The organism is Azospirillum canadense (assembly GCF_025961225.1).
Classification (GTDB): Bacteria; Pseudomonadota; Alphaproteobacteria; order Azospirillales; family Azospirillaceae; genus Azospirillum; species Azospirillum canadense.
Genome location: NZ_JAOQNG010000002.1, coordinates 578,581 through 593,677 on the forward strand (window position 1 = coordinate 578,581; position 15,097 = coordinate 593,677).

Here is a 15,097-nt window from a genome sequence, read left to right on the forward strand (position 1 = left end):
TGTCGACAGTATGATTGTTTGGCCAACAAACAAAATGCGCAGCGGGGCTAGCCCATTCGGTGATGGGCTGGCTCCGTCGGACTTCCGGTGTTTAGACTTTCAGGATGCTGCCGATCAGAGGCGCCCGATCAGAGGCGGCCGCCGACCTCGTCGAGGTGGCGGAGCATGTCGTCCGGATCCTCGTACACGCGGTAGGCGCCGGCGCGCTCCAACTCCCCCGCGCCGTAGCCGCCGCACAGCAGGCCGACGCCGAGCGCCCGGCAGCGCTGGGCGGCCAGCATGTCCCAGATGCTGTCGCCGACCACCATGGCCGTCTCGATCCGCACGCCGATCCGCGCGGCGGCGGCGAGGAACAGGTCGGGGTCGGGTTTGGCGTATTTCACAAGGTCGCGGGTCACCACCGGCACCTTGTCCGGATCGACGCCCAGCGCCCGGATGTTGTGCGCGGCGGTGTCCATGTGCGCGCTGGTGGCGATGGCCCACTTGATGCCGGATTGGGTCAGGGTGTCCAGCAGCTCGCGCGCGCCCGGCAGCGGTCGGATCTTGTCGGCGTGCCGCTTGTAGGCGTTGGCGTGGAGGCGGCGCAGGCGGTCGATGCGCTCGGGGCTGATCGCCTCGCCGGTTTCGCGCAGCAGCTGGTTGGTGAACAGCCCGCCGCTCATCCCGATCTTGCGGTGGATGCGCCAGTAGGACAGCTCGATACCCTCCTCCCGGAGGGCTTCCTGCCACGCCATGACATGCTGGTAGACGGTGTCGACGAGGGTGCCGTCCAAATCGAAGAGAAAGGCTGGCTCGATCCGCATGTCGCTCTCCCGTATCGCAAGCGCACAAACGGTATCACGGACGGGCCATGGGTCAATGCCGCGGCCGGGATTCAATTCTTTGGGGAGCCTCTGGTCGCCATTCGCCTTGACGCAGCAAGATTTCAAATGCGCATACTTGTTGGTCATCTCCGTTCGGGATGATCCAATCGGGAGTGGGTGCCGGTGCGCAACGTGCGACGTGTTCTTTTGTCCCTTATGGTCGCCGTCCTGGCGGCCGCCTGCGGCCCGGTGATCGAGACACGCTATTCCTACACGCCGCCGCCCGGCGGCGGGGGCATGGCCTGCATCCAGCAGTGCGAGGCCGGCCGGTTCCAGTGCGTGCGCGAGGCGCGCTATTCCCAGGATTCGTGCAAGGCCGACGCCCACCGCCGGGCGGAGCACGCCTATCACCATTACCTGAGCACGCTGCGGCGCGGGGAAAAGCCGAAATACAGCGTGTCCTACTTCGACAATTCCTATTCGTGCCAGAGCGTCGAATCGCAGTGCAAGGTCGACTACAACGACTGCTACGCCGCCTGCGGCGGGCAGGTGGTCGCGCAGCAGATCTGCACCTCCGGCTGCGAGCAGCTGAAGCCGCCGATGCCGCCCGGCACTCCGGTCGGCCCGGCGCTGGTCAACGGCAGCCCGATGCGGATGCAATCCATGCGCACGGCTGAGGCGGCACCCCGTTCCGGCAAGATGGCGAAGGAGGCGGCGCCATCGGCGGGCATGGCGCGGCTTGCCCAGCGCTACACGGTCAGCGGCACGAACGGCGAGGACATCACCTACGAGGGCACCGTCACGCTGCGCCCGAACGGCGACCGCTTCCAGGTCCGCTGGGACATCGACGACGTGGTCTACAACGGTGTAGGGACGCTGGTCGGCAATCGCTTGGTCGTCGAGGGCCGCCACGACGGCGAGCCGTTCCGCTACGACCTGCGCATCGCGTCCGATGGCAGCTTGTCGGGCAGCTGGACCGGCGACGAGGGCGAGGGGACGGAAGATTGGGAGCCGTCCTGAGGTTTCGATTCAGTTCACACACAAAACTGCTTGATCACCGAACAAATTGGTGGTATACGGTATTCGTGTTGTGAGCGAACCTTTCAGAGTGCACCCTCAAGCCGCCTTCGGGCGGCTTTTTCTTTGGGCGCGATAACCATGCGCAGGAATGGGGGAATTCTTGCTAATGTTGAAACGATCCTCGAACTGCTTCATCGTGCGATAAAAGATGTGTCCCACTGCAAGGGTGGGACATAAGGGTGGGGTTTGGGGAGAGAGGGCCGTCATGCCGTTGACCATTCTCGTTGCCGACGACCATCCCCTGATGCGGTCGGCCCTGCGGCAGACCATCACCCTCGCCTTTGACGACGCCATGGTGATCGAGGCCGCCCGCTTCGACCAGATCGAACCGCTGCTGGTGGAATCGGACGCGGTCGACCTGATCGTGCTGGACCTTCACATGCCGGGGATGAGCGGCTTCATCGGCCTGATGACGCTGCGCGCCGACCATGCGGGGATTCCGGTGCTGGTCGTCTCCGCGTCGGAAGAGCCGGCGACCATCCAGCGGGCCATCGACTGCGGCGCGTCCGGCTTCGTGCCGAAATCGGCCCCGAATGCGGCTCTTGCCGAGGCGGTGCAGGCCGTGCTGGACGGCGAGATCTGGATGCCGCCGGTGGCGGATGTGCCGGAGGACGGCGCCCCGCCCGTTCAACGCATCGCCAGCCTGACCCCGAAGGAGCTGCGCGTCCTGGCCGGGATCGCGGTGGGGAAGCTGAACAAGCAGATCGCCTTCGAGCTGGACGTGACCGAAAAAACGGTGAAGGCGCACGTCACGACCATCTTGCGCAAGCTGGGCGTTCACAGCCGCACCCAGGCGGCCGTCCTCGCCAGCCAGTTGGCCCTCACCGCTCCGCCGGCTGAGCCGGAAGCTTTTGAGCGACCGACCGGCCCTGCATCAGCAGCTGGTTGACCAGGGCGCGCAATGCCCCGGGCCGCACCGGCTTGTGAAGCAGCGGGATGCCCGCTGCCTTCGCGGAGTCGCGCAGCCCGGCCCCGCGGTCGGCGGTGATCAGGGCGGCGGGCACCGGCCGGCCGAAGGCTGCGTGCAGGGATTCCAGCGCTTCCAGCCCGGTTCGGCCGCGGCCGAGGTGGTAGTCGGACAGGATCAGGTCGGGCACCTGCCCTTCCAGAGCCGCCAGCGCCTGCTCCGCGGTGGGAGCGGTGACGACCCGGCAGGACCAGCCGGTCAGCAGCGTGTCCATGGCCTGGGCGATGGCCGGCTCGTTCTCCACGCACAGCACCAGGGCGCCGTCGAAGCTGCGGCGGCTGCGCGGCGCCGGGGCCGGGCGCTCCGCCGGGGCTTCCGCGGCCAGCGGGACCAGGACGGAGAAGCCGCTTCCCCGCCCGACCTCCGAGCGGACGGCGATGCCGTGGCCGAGGATACCGGCCAACCGTTCCACGATGGCGAGCCCCAGGCCAAGGCCGCGCCCGGTGGCGCCATCCGCCGCGCCCTCGTCCAGTTGGCGGAACTCCACGAAGATTTCCCGCTGCTTGTCGTGCGGGATGCCGGGGCCGGTGTCCCACACCTCGATGGACAGGGCGTCGCCGCGGCGGCGGCAGCCGAACAGGATCCGGCCGCGCGCGGTGTAGCGCACCGCGTTGGACAGGAAGTTCTGCAGGATGCGCCGCAGCAGGTGCGGGTCGCTGAACACCGCAGCGTCGCTCCGCACCGCCCGCAGCGTCAACCCGTGCTGGCCGGCGAGCACGGTGAATTCCTGGATCAGCGGCTCCATCAGGTCGCCGATGCGGATCGGCGCGGGGTTGGGCCGCATGACGCCGCTGTCCAGCTTCGACACCTCCAGCAGGTCGCCCAGGATGTGTTCGACGGAGCGCAGGGAGGTGTCGACCTGCCCGATGGTGGCGTTGTCCGTGGGGTCGCCCAGCGCCGCCAGGAACAGGCGGGCGGCGTGCAGGGGCTGCATCAGGTCGTGACCGGCGGCGGCGAGGAAGCGGGTCTTGCCCTGGTTGGCACGCTCCGCCTCCGCCTTCGCCGCGGCCAGGGCGCGGGTGCGCTCGGCGATCTTGCGCTCCAGCCCCTCGTTGGCTTCGCGGAGTGCCGCGGCGGCGCGGTGCTGCTCCGTCACGTCGGTGTAGACGGCGACGAAGCCGCCGCCGGGCATGGGGTTGGTGGCGATCTCCAGCACCGTGCCGTCCGGCCGTTCGCGCAGGTAGACGTCCGGGCGCCCCTGCCGGCGCGGGTCGGAGCGGCGGGCGAGCAGGGTCTCGATCTCGCCGTTGCGGCCGTACTCGCCGCGCTGCTCGTTGAAGCGGACGATCTCCTCCAGCGTGGTGCCGACCTGGACGAAGCCGTCCGGCAGGTCGAGCAGCACCTCGAACCGGCGGTTCCAGGTGGCCACGCGGAATTCCTCGTCGAACACGCCGATGCCTTGGCTGATGTTCTCCACCGTCGCGCGCAGAAGCTCGTGCTGCTTCAGGATCGCGCGGGAGGCGTCGTCGATGATGGAGCGCACGTCGGTGCGCGACAGGTGCCGGTCGGACAGCAGCCCGGCCACCACCACCCGCGCCGACGCGGTGCCGACGGCGCCGGCCAGCAGCCGCTCCGTCGCCTGGATCGCGGCGCTGGTCCCCTCCCGCCCGGCGGCGAGCCGCTGGAAGACGGCGTCGGCCTTGGCTTGGCCCACGTAGCGGGCGGCGAGGTCGTGCAGGTCGGCCAAGGTGGCGCCGCGGGGGCCGTGCGCCTCCGCCTCCGGCCCGCGGCGCAGCTGGACGAAGCGGGCGGCCTGCCGCACCTCCAGCGGCGACGGGCTGGTCAGCAATGACAGGCCGACGAAGACCAGCAGGTTGGGGCCGAGGCTCCACAGCACGGCGTTGGTCAGCGGGTCGATGCCGGTCAGGCCGGCCAGCGCCACGGGGCTGAGCGCCGACAGGCCGAAGGGCCCGGCGCGCAAGGCCTCCGCCGCCACCCAGCCGGCGTCGGCGAAGGAAGGCAGCAGCATCGTGTAGACCCAGCCGAGGAAGCCCGCGCAGATGCCGCCGAAGGCGCCGGCCTTGGTCGCCCGCGTCCAGACCAGCCCGCCCAGCAGGGCCGGGGCGAACTGCGCCACCGCGGTGAAGGACATCAGGCCGATGGTCGCCAGCGGAAAGGCCGAGCCGATCAGGCGGTAGCAGCCGTAGGCCAGCACCAGCACGGCGATCACCGCGGAGCGCCGCACCGCCAGCAGCACCGGCGCCGGATTCTCGCGCAGGCGCCGGTCGTGCGGGCGCAGCGCCATCAGCAGCGGCACGGCGATGTCGTTGCAGATCATGGTGCTGAGCGCCACCATCTCCACCAGGATCATGCTGGTCGCCGCCGACAGGCCGCCGATGAAGGCGACCAGCGCCAGCCAGGGCCAGCCTTCCTGCCGTGGGATGGACACCATGAAGGTGTCGGCGTTGCTGCCGGCCGGGAACAGCATCAGCCCGGCCAGCGCCACCGGCAGCACGAACAGGTTGATGACGATCAGGTAGGCCGGGAACAGCCGAGCCGCGGTGCGGATGTCGCCGGCGTGGGTGTTCTCCACCACCGCGACGTGGAACTGGCGCGGCAGGCACAGCATGGCCAGCGCCGACAGCAGGCAGGCCACCCACCAGTCCGTGCCCAGCGAGCCGAGGCTGACCGTCTCCAAGAAGGCGGGGTGGGCGGCTGCGGCGGCCAGGAAGCCGGCGGGGTCGCCGAAGACGGCGACGGCGACGAAGCCCCCGACCGCCAGGGCGGCGGCCAGCTTCACGACGGACTCCGCCGCGATGGCCGTCATCAGGCCGCGGTGATGCTCGTTCGCGCTGATGCTGCGCACGCCGAACAGGATCGCGAAGGCCGCCATCAGGAAGGCGACCATCAGCGTCGTCCCGCCGGGCAGCCGCGCCGCCCCAACCCCCGGCACCGCCCCTGATACGCCGCCCGCCAAAGCCTCGAAGCTGATGGTGATGGCCTTCATCTGCAGGGCGATGTAGGGCAGCAGCCCGACCACCGCCGTGGCGGTGACCAGCGCGGCCAACCCCTGGCTCTTGCCGTAGCGGGCGGCCAGGAAGTCGGAGATGGAAACGACGTTCTCCGCCTTCGCCAACCGGACGATGCGGGCGAGCACCGGCCAGCCGAGCCCGATCATGACGATGGGGCCGATGTAGATCGGCAGGAAATAGAACCCGCCCGTCGCCGCCCGCCCCACCGCGCCGTAGAAGGTCCAGGAGGTGCAGTAGACGCCGAGGCTGAGTGCGTAGAGAAGCGGGGTGCGCCGGTCCCCCGGCGCCTCGGCCGGGGATTCGCCCTTGCGGTCGCTGTACCAGGCGATGGCGAACAGCGAGGCCAGATAGACCAGCGACACCGCCAGGATGAACCAACTCTCCATGAAAGCGTCCGCGCTTGGCTCGTTAACCCTCTCCCCTCTGGGGAGAGGGGAGGGTGAGGGGGTCTAGCAATTCTGGTACGTCCGGCAAAAGCGCAACCCCCTCACCCTAACCCTCTCCCCAGGGGGAGAGGGAACAGCGAAACCCCTCTCCCGGATGGAAGAGGGGTTGCTGCGGGGGTGAAACGATTGCATCAGTCGTAGTGGTGGATGTCCAGGTCCTTGGTTTCGCGGACGAACAGCAGGCCGATCAGCAGGGTCACGGCGGCGATGACGATCGGGTACCAGAGGCCGGAGTAGATGTCGCCGGTGGCCGCCACGATGGCGAAGGAGGTCGTCGGCAGGAAACCGCCGAACCAGCCGTTGCCGATGTGGTAGGGCAGCGACATGGAGGTGTAGCGGATGCGGGTCGGGAACATCTCCACCAGCATGGCGGCGATGGGGGCGTAGACCAGCGTCACGTAGATGACCAGCACCGTCAGCAGCAGCACCGTCATGGTGTAGTTGATGGCGGCGGGGTCGGCCTTGGCCGGGTAGCCGCCGGTCTTCAGCGCGTCGCCGAGGCTCTTTTCAAAGGTGGCGCCGGCCGTCTTGGCATCGGTCGGGGCGGCAGCCGGAGCGGTGGACGGGCCGTGGCCGATGTTGACCGCCGTGTTCGCCGCCGGGGCGGCGGAGAAGGACGGGATGGCGGTGCTGCCGACCTTCACCTGGGCGACCGTGCCGGCGGGCGCCGGTTCGTTCTTGTAGGGGATGCCGCGCTTCACCAGCGCGCTCTTGGCGATGTCGCAGGAACTGGTGAACTGGCTGGTGCCGACCGGGTTGAACTGGAAGGAGCACTCGCTGGGGTCGGCGACGACCACAACCGGAGCCGTGGCGACGGCCTGCTCCAGCGCCGGGTTGGCGAAGTGGGTGATGCCCTTGAAGATCGGGAAGTAGGTCACGCAGGCCAGCAGCAGGCCGGCCATGATGATCGGCTTGCGGCCGATGCGATCGGACAGCGATCCGAAGATGACGAAGAAGGGCGTGCCGAGCAGAAGCGCGCCGGCGATCATCAGGTTTGCCGCCTGGGCGTCGACCTTCAGCGTCTGCGTCAGGAAGAACAGCGCGTAGAACTGGCCGGTGTACCAGACCACCGCTTGGCCGGCGACGAGGCCGAACAGGGCCAGCAGGACGACCTTCAGGTTCTTCCACTCACCGAAGGATTCGGTCAGCGGCGCCTTGGAGGTCTTGCCCTCTTCCTTCATGCGCTTGAAGGCCGGGCTTTCGTTGAGCATCAGCCGGATCCAAACCGAGATGCCCAGCAGCAGGATCGAGATCAGGAACGGAATGCGCCAGCCCCAGGCGTCGAAATCGTCGGACGACATGGACAGGCGGCAGCCCAGGATGACCAGCAGCGACAGGAACAGGCCCAACGTCGCGGTGGTCTGGATCCAGGAGGTGTAGGCACCGCGGCGCCCGTTCGGCGCGTGCTCCGCCACATAGGTGGCCGCACCGCCGTACTCGCCGCCGAGCGCCAGACCCTGCAGGAGGCGCAGACCGATCAGGATGATCGGGGCCGCGATGCCGATGCTGGCGTAGCTCGGCAGGATGCCCACGATGAAGGTGGACAGGCCCATGATCAGGATGGTGACGAGGAAGGTGTGCTTGCGCCCGATCAGGTCGCCCAGCCGGCCGAAGAACAGCGCGCCGAAGGGGCGCACGGCGAAGCCGGCGGCGAAGGCCATCAGCGCGAAGATGAACGCCGCCGTCGGATTGACGCCGGAGAAGAACTGCTTGGCGATCACGGCGCTGAGCGAGCCGTAGAGGTAGAAGTCGTACCATTCGAACACGGTGCCGAGCGAGGAGGCGAAGATGACCTTCCGTTCCTCCCCGGTGATGCTTCGGCTGGCGGATCCCGCCGCTGCTGCATAGGCCATGTCTCTTGTGCCCTCCCATTCCCCAACGGGAGCCGTAACTCCCGCATATTGTTTGTAGACGGATAGTGGGACAGGCAAACCGTCCGCGTCACCCCCGACCATGGTCGGGGGTCGCGCTATGACCGGGGATTTGGGAAGTCAGCCAAGCTCGAAGGTCGTGATGCCGAACACGCGTTCCAGCGCGACCGGGCGGACCGGTCGTGTATACATGCGCGCGGTCTCGAAGACCGGGCGGAGGCCGCGCGCTTCGGCCAGAGCGACGGCGGCGGCGTTGGGCTCGGGCACGTCGAGGAACAGGAGCCCCCCGCCGGCCGCTGCGGCCAGCGCGTCGAACAGGGCGTCTGCGGCGGCGCGATCGTCGGCGAAAAGCGGGCCGATTTTCGTCCCCTCGCGGCAGGGCCGGGCGACGCCGTAGCCGGCGAGCCGGCCGTCGCGCAGAACGCCCAGCGCATGGTGGCCGGGCGCACTCGTCCAGGCGCGTAGGAAGGCCGGACGTTCCGCCGGGAAGCAAGCGCTGTCGTAGGCGGCCAGGGCGTCGAACCCCAGGGACGCGAGCGGAACGACGCTTCCATCGGCACGGTCCGGCGCGTCCACCGTCCCGCCGTAGCGGACGTTGCGGTGGGCGAGGGTGAAGCCGGATTTGCGGTAGTTGTCCTGCTGCGCGACCACGCCGTCGAGCCCGACCGGGCGGTCGCCGCCGTGCGCCAGCCCGGCCCGCCACGTCGCCAGCCCATAGCCTCGCCCGCGCCAGTCGGGCCGGACGATGTAGCAGCCGAGAAACGCGAACGCCGATCCGTAGGTGACGACGGAGATGGCGGACACCGGCACCCCATTCTCCACGCCCACGAAGAAGCCCTGGGGATCCTGCGCGCGGAAGCAGGCCGCGTCCTGCCGGCCGGGGTTCCAGCCCTCCACCGCCGCCCAGTCGAGGATCAGCGCGACCTCCTCCGGCCCCGCCACCCGCACCGTCAGGCCGCTGTCCGCCATGGCGCCCTCCCCTGCCCGCATTCCGGACCAGGATAGCTGGTGCGGAGGGCGCGGTGAAGCGGAGCAGCGATCGCCGTCATGCACATCTTCTTTCAATCCCCTCCCACCCCGGAAGCGGGATCAGGCGGTGCGGCGGCCTTCAGCGAGGCCATGCTTCCGAACACGCCGTCGCGGAAGACCAACGCGTGGGCCAGCGCGGCTCCGAGATGGGCGAGGAAGGTCGCGAACAGCAGCAGCGCCAGGATTTCGTGCGCCAGGTGCAGGGCGGTGTAGAGCGCCGCGCTGTGCGGCAGGATCGGCGGCAGGTGGATCGACCCGTAGAGCACGATCGGGTAGCCGCCCGCGGACAGCGCTCCCCAGCCGGCGAGCGGCACGCCGAGCATCAGCCCGTAGAGGACGATGTGGGACAGGTGCGCCATCACCCGCAACGGGAACGGCATGTCCCGCGGCAGCGGCGGCGGCGGGTTGAGCTGGCGGTTCAGCAGCCGCAGCGCGGCGAGCACAAGGATCGCGGCGCCCAGCGGACGGTGGACCGACAGCAGCCAGTGGTACCAGTCCGGCGACGTGACCATGCCGATCCCGATGAACAGCATCGCCAGGATCATCGCCGCCATCAGCCAGTGGAGAAGGCGCGAGACGGCCGGGAACAGGGTCGGGCTGGTGGTTATTGGGCTGGTCATCGCGGGGCACCCTCGGCGTTGGAGGACAGCTGGCTAGAGGACAGTTGGACCGCGCTCGGCGACTTCGGCTCGCCGGAGCGGCGGGTGAAGGATTCGGAATAGGCGGCGGATCGCGCGCTGAGCAGCGGGTCGTCGGACGGCGCGATGCCGTCGGGCAGGATCAGGGGATCGAAATTGACGTCCCGGCAATCGCCCTGGGCTTCGCCCTGCACGCTCTTCACGGTCAGGACGCCGACGTCCAGCCGCTCGCGGTCGGCTGGCCAGGGGACGGTGGCGTCATTGGTCGGATCGCCCGGTTGCCCGACGGTCACCAGCAGGTGCCAGCGCACGGGGCCACGCTCCACGCGGGATTCCAGCGCGTCGAACAGGCGGTTCGGGTCCGCGCTGCCGGAGTTCGCCGGCTGGGCGGCCTGGAGCGGATCGTCCGCCACCATGCTCCAGCGGACGGGGGTGGAGGCGCCGGACGCGGCGACGAAGCGGAAGGCGTTCAGGCTGTTGTAGCTCGCGTCCGCGAAGCCGGTGGTGGGCGGCTGGGCCTTGATCAGCGTCAGGGCGCGACCGGTTTCGGGATGGGCGGCGAGGAACTCGGCCATCCGGGCGGGGTCGGGCTTGCCGGTGGCGGGATCGGGTTTCGACGCGGCCAGCTGGTCGTAGAAGCCCGCCGCATCGCGCACGGGGAAGACCGGGATGTTGTTCATGCCCGTGCGCCAGATCTCGCCGTCGGTCAGCGCAAAGTTGACCGCCATGCTGCGCACGGTCGCCGCCATGTCCGCTTGGTAGGGCTGTCCGCCCGCCAGGGCGAAGCGCCCGAACACCGGGGTGCGCTCGGCCCGGAACACGGCGGCCTTGGACAGGCGCTCCCCCGCCCCGTTGCCGTCGAACCAGCCGGCGAAGCACAGCCCCTTGGCGTGGTTGCGCCGGAAGCCGGGGTGCTGACCGTTGACCTGCTCGAAACGGTCGATGATGCGGCCCTGCGACAGGCGGTGCGGCGCGATCCACCCGCCGGCGTAAGCGAAAGCCCCCGCCGTCCCGGCCACGGCCGCCGCGACGATGCCGAGGTTGAGCCACGACGCCCGCCGCAGGGCGGCCAGGCCGTAGCGCGCGGAAGAATCCGTTGTCTGCGCTGGCATGTCGTTTCCTCCTGTCTGGTCGGGAATTGGGTTGGGAAGGGTCCGCCGTCCCGGATGGAGGCCGGTTCGAACGGCGGACCCTGCCGCTGGATCAATAAGGCAGGCTCGCCTGCCCGATCGCGAAATCCAGGTAGGAGAGTGCCTGCTTCTCCTTGCCCTGCTGGTGCAGCCATTCGGCCGTGTGAAAGTCGATCTCCACCCGCTCGCGGCGGCGGGATCCCAGCAGGTAGTTGTCGGTCAGCTCCTGGTGCAGCTTGGCCACCCCCTGCTGATAGGTGTCCGCGCCGTCGGCCGAGGTGGGCGCGGCGGCGAAGGACGGGGCGGCGGACAGCAGCAGGCCGAAGGACAGCAGGCCGGCGGCGGCAACGGTCTTGATCGTCATGATGGACTCCAGTTTTCAAAGGGGATCGCCACGATGGCGGTCCATCGCGTCCCATCGGTGATGGGGGATTTCCGGCAACGCGGAAATTTCCAAAAGAACGGGCTTTGATTTTGGATTTGAAAGTAATGACGGGGTCTTCGGCCGAGATTTCGGCCGAATGGCATCCAGATATTTTAAAAACAGGAGAACCCGGAAGCCGGGGAACCGGAGGGCCGCCACTACGGCAAAGGACAGAAGGGCGTGGCGGCGGCCGGTGCGGTTCTTTACTGCATGAACCAGCCGTGGCTGACGACCAGCGATTGCCCGGTCAGCGCGTTGGATTCGAAGCCGGCGAAGAACAGGGCGGCCTCGGCCACGTCCTGCTCCGTCGTGAATTCGCCGTCGACGGTGTCCTTCAGCATGATCTCCTTGACCACACGCTCCTCGGAGATGCCGAGTTCCTTGGCCTGCTCGGGGATCTGCTTGTCCACGAGCGGGGTGCGCACGAAGCCCGGGCAGATCACGTTGGCGCGCACGCCGTGCTTGGCGCCTTCCTTGGCGACCACCTTGGCGAGGCCGATCAGTCCGTGCTTGGCCGTCACGTAGGGGGCCTTGAGCAGCGAGGCCTCCTTGGAGTGGACGGAGCCCATGTAGATGATGCTGCCGCCGGTGCCCTGCTTGTACATCTGGCGCAGCGCCGCGCGCGTCGTCAGGAAGGCGCCGTCGAGATGGATCGCCAACAGCCGCTTCCACTTCGCGAAGTCGAACTCGTCGAGCGGCGCGATGGTCTGGATGCCGGCGTTGCTGACCAGGATGTCGAGGCGCCCGGTGGTGGCGACCGCCTTGGCCATGCCGGCTTCCACCTGCGCCTCGTCGGCCACGTCCATCGCCACACCGAAGGCGCCGAGCGGGGCCAATTCGTTCAGTTCGCGGGCGGTCGCCTCGGCGGCGTCCAGGTTCAGATCGGCGATCACGACGCGCGCGCCTTCGCGGGCGAAGGTCCGGGCAATTTCCTTGCCGATGCCGCTGGCGGCGCCGGTCACGAGAGCGACTTTGTCCTTCAAGCGCATGGTTGTCCTCTGTTCGGAAGAATTTGGTGCCGGCCGAGACGGGTCAGCGCAGGTAGTCGTGCACGACGGTGCCGAGACCCAGGGTCAGGTCGGCGACGAGGTGGGTCGCCGATACGACTTCCAGGACCGGCAGGTCGGCGACCGGGGCGAGCGCGTGCGGCGTGAGGGCGAGGGCGGCGGGGCCGGTCCAGGCGCCCTTCAGCGCGATGTCCTCCAGGTGGTATTCGACCAGTTCGCAGATGCGCGGGCTGCCGTCGACGTGCGGGATGATTTTCAGCAGGAAATTCGGCCCTTCCAGCGACACCTTGACCGCCGCCGGGTCGAGCGCCCGGTGCTTGTAGCCCATGGTGCCCGTCGCGACGCGGACCGGTCCGTAGTCGAGCGTGCCGACCAGCGTGTCGGACGCCACGGCCAGCGCCGGGTTGCCGAGCTTCTTCGGAAAGCCCCAGAGTTCGCGGCCGCCGGCAATGGCCGGCTCGTCGTTCAGGAACATGCAGTGGGTGTAGCCGCCGCGGCGCCCGCGGAAGGACACCGGGATCACCTGCCCCGTCTCGGTGTAGTCGCCGAAGCCGCTGGAATCCGGCATGCGGATGAACTCGTACTTCACCAGCGGTTCGTCGGGATCGATCTCCAGCGGTTCGGGAACGACGGCCCGCAGCTTTGCCGGGTCGGTGCGGTAGGTGATGACCAGGAACTCGCGGTCGATGAAGCGGTACGGGCCCGGCGGATAGGCGGGGCTGACCAGCGGCATGGCGAAGGCGCGCTCGCGCACGTCGGCTGCTCTCATGTCCGGTGTCCTTTCAGCGGGTCGGGGTGTGGCCGGGGTGGCGTCACTCGCGGCCGTCGGCGGCGAGGTCGAAGGTGAAGACGCCATCGTGGTTCGACGGCCGTTCCAGCACCTCCGGATGGCGCAGGGTGCGCAGGGCGTCGTGATAGCCGGCGCGCCAGTGGTCCTGCATGGTCAGGCGCGAGAACTCGTAGTCCTTGGAGTGGCCTTCGTACTCCTTCGACCGGTAGATCAGGTGCACGATGCTGTAGACCTTGCGGTCGGCTATCGCGCTCAGCAGTTCCGCCTCCTCGCTGGCGCGCAACTCAGGCGGCAGCTTCACCAGCAGGCCGGCCAGGGCGTGGCGGGCGCGCTGCATGGTCTTGAACTGGTCCGTGCTGGCACGCGTGCGGCTGGAATACTGGATTTCCTTTTGCCGGGTCGCAACCTCCGCGAGGCTGCGTGGGAAAGCGCCCCGCGCGCTCCACAGATCGACCTGGAAGGCAAGCGTGTCCTGCCGCGGCTGGCTGTCGACCACCCATTGCAGCGGCGTGTTGGAGACGAGGCCGCCGTCCCAGTAATGCTCGCCCTCGATCTCCACCGCCGGGAAGCCGGGCGGCAGCGAGCCGCTGGCCATCACATGCTCCGGCCGGATTTTGTGGGTCGTGGTGTCGAAATAGACGAAGTTGCCGGTGCGCACGTTGACCGCGCCGACGCTGAAGCGCGTCTCCCCGCTGTTGAGCCGGTCGAAGTCGATGACGCGTTCCAGCGTGCTCTTCAGCGCGCCGGTGTCGTACCAGCTCGTCGCCTCCGGTGAGCCCATCGGCTGCAGCCATGGGGCGGGCCGGCGCGGAGCGAAGAAGCCGGCGGCCCCGTCGAACAGCGCCTTGGCCGCGCTCATCTGGTTGAACAGCGTGCGGGCGGAATCGCCGCGCGGGGTCCATTGCGGTGCGGCCGTCATCCAGTCGGCCCAGGGATTCGCGGTGACGGACTCCCAGAAGGCGCACAGCTTCGCCACGCGGTCCGCCTTGGCGTTGCCGGCGATGATCGCGGCGTTGATCGCCCCGATCGAGATGCCGGCGACCCAGTCCGGGTGCAGGTCGGCGGCGGCCAGAGCCTCGTACACGCCGGCCTGATAGGAGCCCAGCGCTCCGCCGCCCTGCAACAGCAGGGCGATGCATTCGAAGGGCGGGCGGCCCGTCTGATCGGCCACTGGTCGGCGTGCGGCGGATGGGGCCGCGTTCGGAAGCCACTGGTCATGGGGCATCGGCGTTTCTCCATTCTGTCCGCCCAGCCTGTCCGCCGTCGGTCGAGCGAGGGCGCGGCAGTGACAGGGATAAGCCGTCCGCGCCGCACCCGGAATCAAACCAAGGTTTTACTTGCCAAATGTTTGGGCTTCGGCGCCGGACAGGACCCATCATCCGCTTTGGAGCCCCACAGCACCATCACACTGCTGTCTGGGCGGAACCTGACTTCATGGCGGCGTGATCTGGACCAACGTATAGGACGGGCGGCGTCAGTGCGCGTCCACGACGGAATGCAGGCAGGCGATCAGGTCGTCGTCGTCGACCGGCTTGCCGAAGAAGCAGCGGGCGCCGCCGCCCATGGCCTTCGCCTTGGTCGCGTCGTCGACGTAGCTGGTCATGAAGATGATCGGCGGCGGGTGCCCGTCGGCGTTGAGGCGGTCCTGCAGTTCCAGGCCGGTCAGGCCCGGCATCTTGATGTCGGTGATCATGCAGGCGATGGACGGCCGGTCGGCGAAGCCGAGGAAGTCCTCCGCCGACGCGAAGCCCAGGCACCGGTAGCCGAGCGACCGGATCAGGTCGCCGAGCGCCTCGCGAATGGAATCGTCATCGTCGACCACCGCTATGACAGGTGCAGAACACACGGACCATCGCCTCTCGGACTGGATTTGCGCAAAGCGATTGCGCTTGCCCCATCGTCACCGAGATGACCGGCCGATGATACTACACATAGGTCTA

Annotated in this window: 13 protein-coding genes; 2 read left to right on the forward strand and 11 right to left on the reverse strand. The window is 68.6% G+C overall.

From position 1 onward, the window contains the following. Positions 1–128: 128 nt before the first annotated feature. On the reverse strand, positions 129–803 hold the full coding sequence (locus M2351_RS17200) for an HAD family hydrolase (RefSeq protein WP_264657342.1): 675 nt from the start codon (positions 801–803) through the stop codon (positions 129–131). 192 nt (positions 804–995) lie between these two features. Here M2351_RS17200 and M2351_RS17205 point away from each other — a divergent pair, with 192 nt between their 5' ends. Further along, the gene (locus M2351_RS17205; RefSeq protein WP_264657343.1) at positions 996–1,823 is read left to right on the forward strand and encodes a hypothetical protein; all 828 of its coding nucleotides are present in this window, start codon (positions 996–998) and stop codon (positions 1,821–1,823) included. Positions 1,824–2,088: 265 nt separating this feature from the next. Then, positions 2,089–2,772 carry a response regulator gene (locus tag M2351_RS17210; protein ID WP_264657344.1) on the forward strand — a complete coding sequence of 228 codons (684 nt, stop codon included), beginning with the start codon at positions 2,089–2,091 and terminating at the stop codon, positions 2,770–2,772. Here the strand turns inward: M2351_RS17210 and M2351_RS17215 are convergent. From M2351_RS17215 to M2351_RS17260, 10 genes are all read right to left on the reverse strand, one after another. Then, on the reverse strand, positions 2,705–6,208 hold the full coding sequence (locus M2351_RS17215; protein ID WP_264657345.1) for a PAS domain-containing hybrid sensor histidine kinase/response regulator: 3,504 nt from the start codon (positions 6,206–6,208) through the stop codon (positions 2,705–2,707). The genes M2351_RS17210 and M2351_RS17215 overlap by 68 nt on opposite strands. A gap of 191 nt (positions 6,209–6,399) precedes the next feature. Next, positions 6,400–8,121 (reverse strand): MFS transporter, encoded by a 1,722-nt coding sequence (locus tag M2351_RS17220; protein WP_264657346.1) that lies wholly within the window; start codon positions 8,119–8,121, stop codon positions 6,400–6,402. A 138-nt stretch (positions 8,122–8,259) separates the two neighbouring features. Continuing rightward, on the reverse strand, positions 8,260–9,108 hold the full coding sequence (locus M2351_RS17225) for a GNAT family N-acetyltransferase (RefSeq protein WP_264657347.1): 849 nt from the start codon (positions 9,106–9,108) through the stop codon (positions 8,260–8,262). Between the two features lie 92 nt (positions 9,109–9,200). Further along, positions 9,201–9,788: a cytochrome b gene (locus M2351_RS17230; protein ID WP_264657348.1), complete on the reverse strand. Its 588-nt coding sequence runs from the start codon at positions 9,786–9,788 to the stop codon at positions 9,201–9,203. Further along, positions 9,785–10,918, reverse strand: coding sequence for a catalase family peroxidase (locus tag M2351_RS17235; RefSeq protein ID WP_264657349.1), 1,134 nt, complete (start codon positions 10,916–10,918; stop codon positions 9,785–9,787). Before M2351_RS17235 ends, M2351_RS17230 begins: the two co-directional genes overlap by 4 nt. A 91-nt stretch (positions 10,919–11,009) precedes the next feature. Beyond that, on the reverse strand, positions 11,010–11,300 hold the full coding sequence (locus tag M2351_RS17240) for a hypothetical protein (RefSeq protein ID WP_264657350.1): 291 nt from the start codon (positions 11,298–11,300) through the stop codon (positions 11,010–11,012). A 263-nt stretch (positions 11,301–11,563) separates the two neighbouring features. After that, the gene (locus M2351_RS17245) at positions 11,564–12,349 is read right to left on the reverse strand and encodes a 3-hydroxybutyrate dehydrogenase (RefSeq protein WP_264657351.1); all 786 of its coding nucleotides are present in this window, start codon (positions 12,347–12,349) and stop codon (positions 11,564–11,566) included. 43 nt (positions 12,350–12,392) lie between these two features. Then, entirely contained in the window at positions 12,393–13,136 is a 744-nt protein-coding gene (locus M2351_RS17250) for an acetoacetate decarboxylase (protein WP_264657352.1), read from the reverse strand. A 43-nt stretch (positions 13,137–13,179) separates the two neighbouring features. Beyond that, positions 13,180–14,382: a DUF3734 domain-containing protein gene (locus M2351_RS17255; protein ID WP_264657353.1), complete on the reverse strand. Its 1,203-nt coding sequence runs from the start codon at positions 14,380–14,382 to the stop codon at positions 13,180–13,182. Positions 14,383–14,631: 249 nt separating this feature from the next. Further along, the gene (locus M2351_RS17260) at positions 14,632–15,003 is read right to left on the reverse strand and encodes a response regulator transcription factor (protein ID WP_264657354.1); all 372 of its coding nucleotides are present in this window, start codon (positions 15,001–15,003) and stop codon (positions 14,632–14,634) included. Between the last annotated feature and the right edge of the window lie 94 nt (positions 15,004–15,097).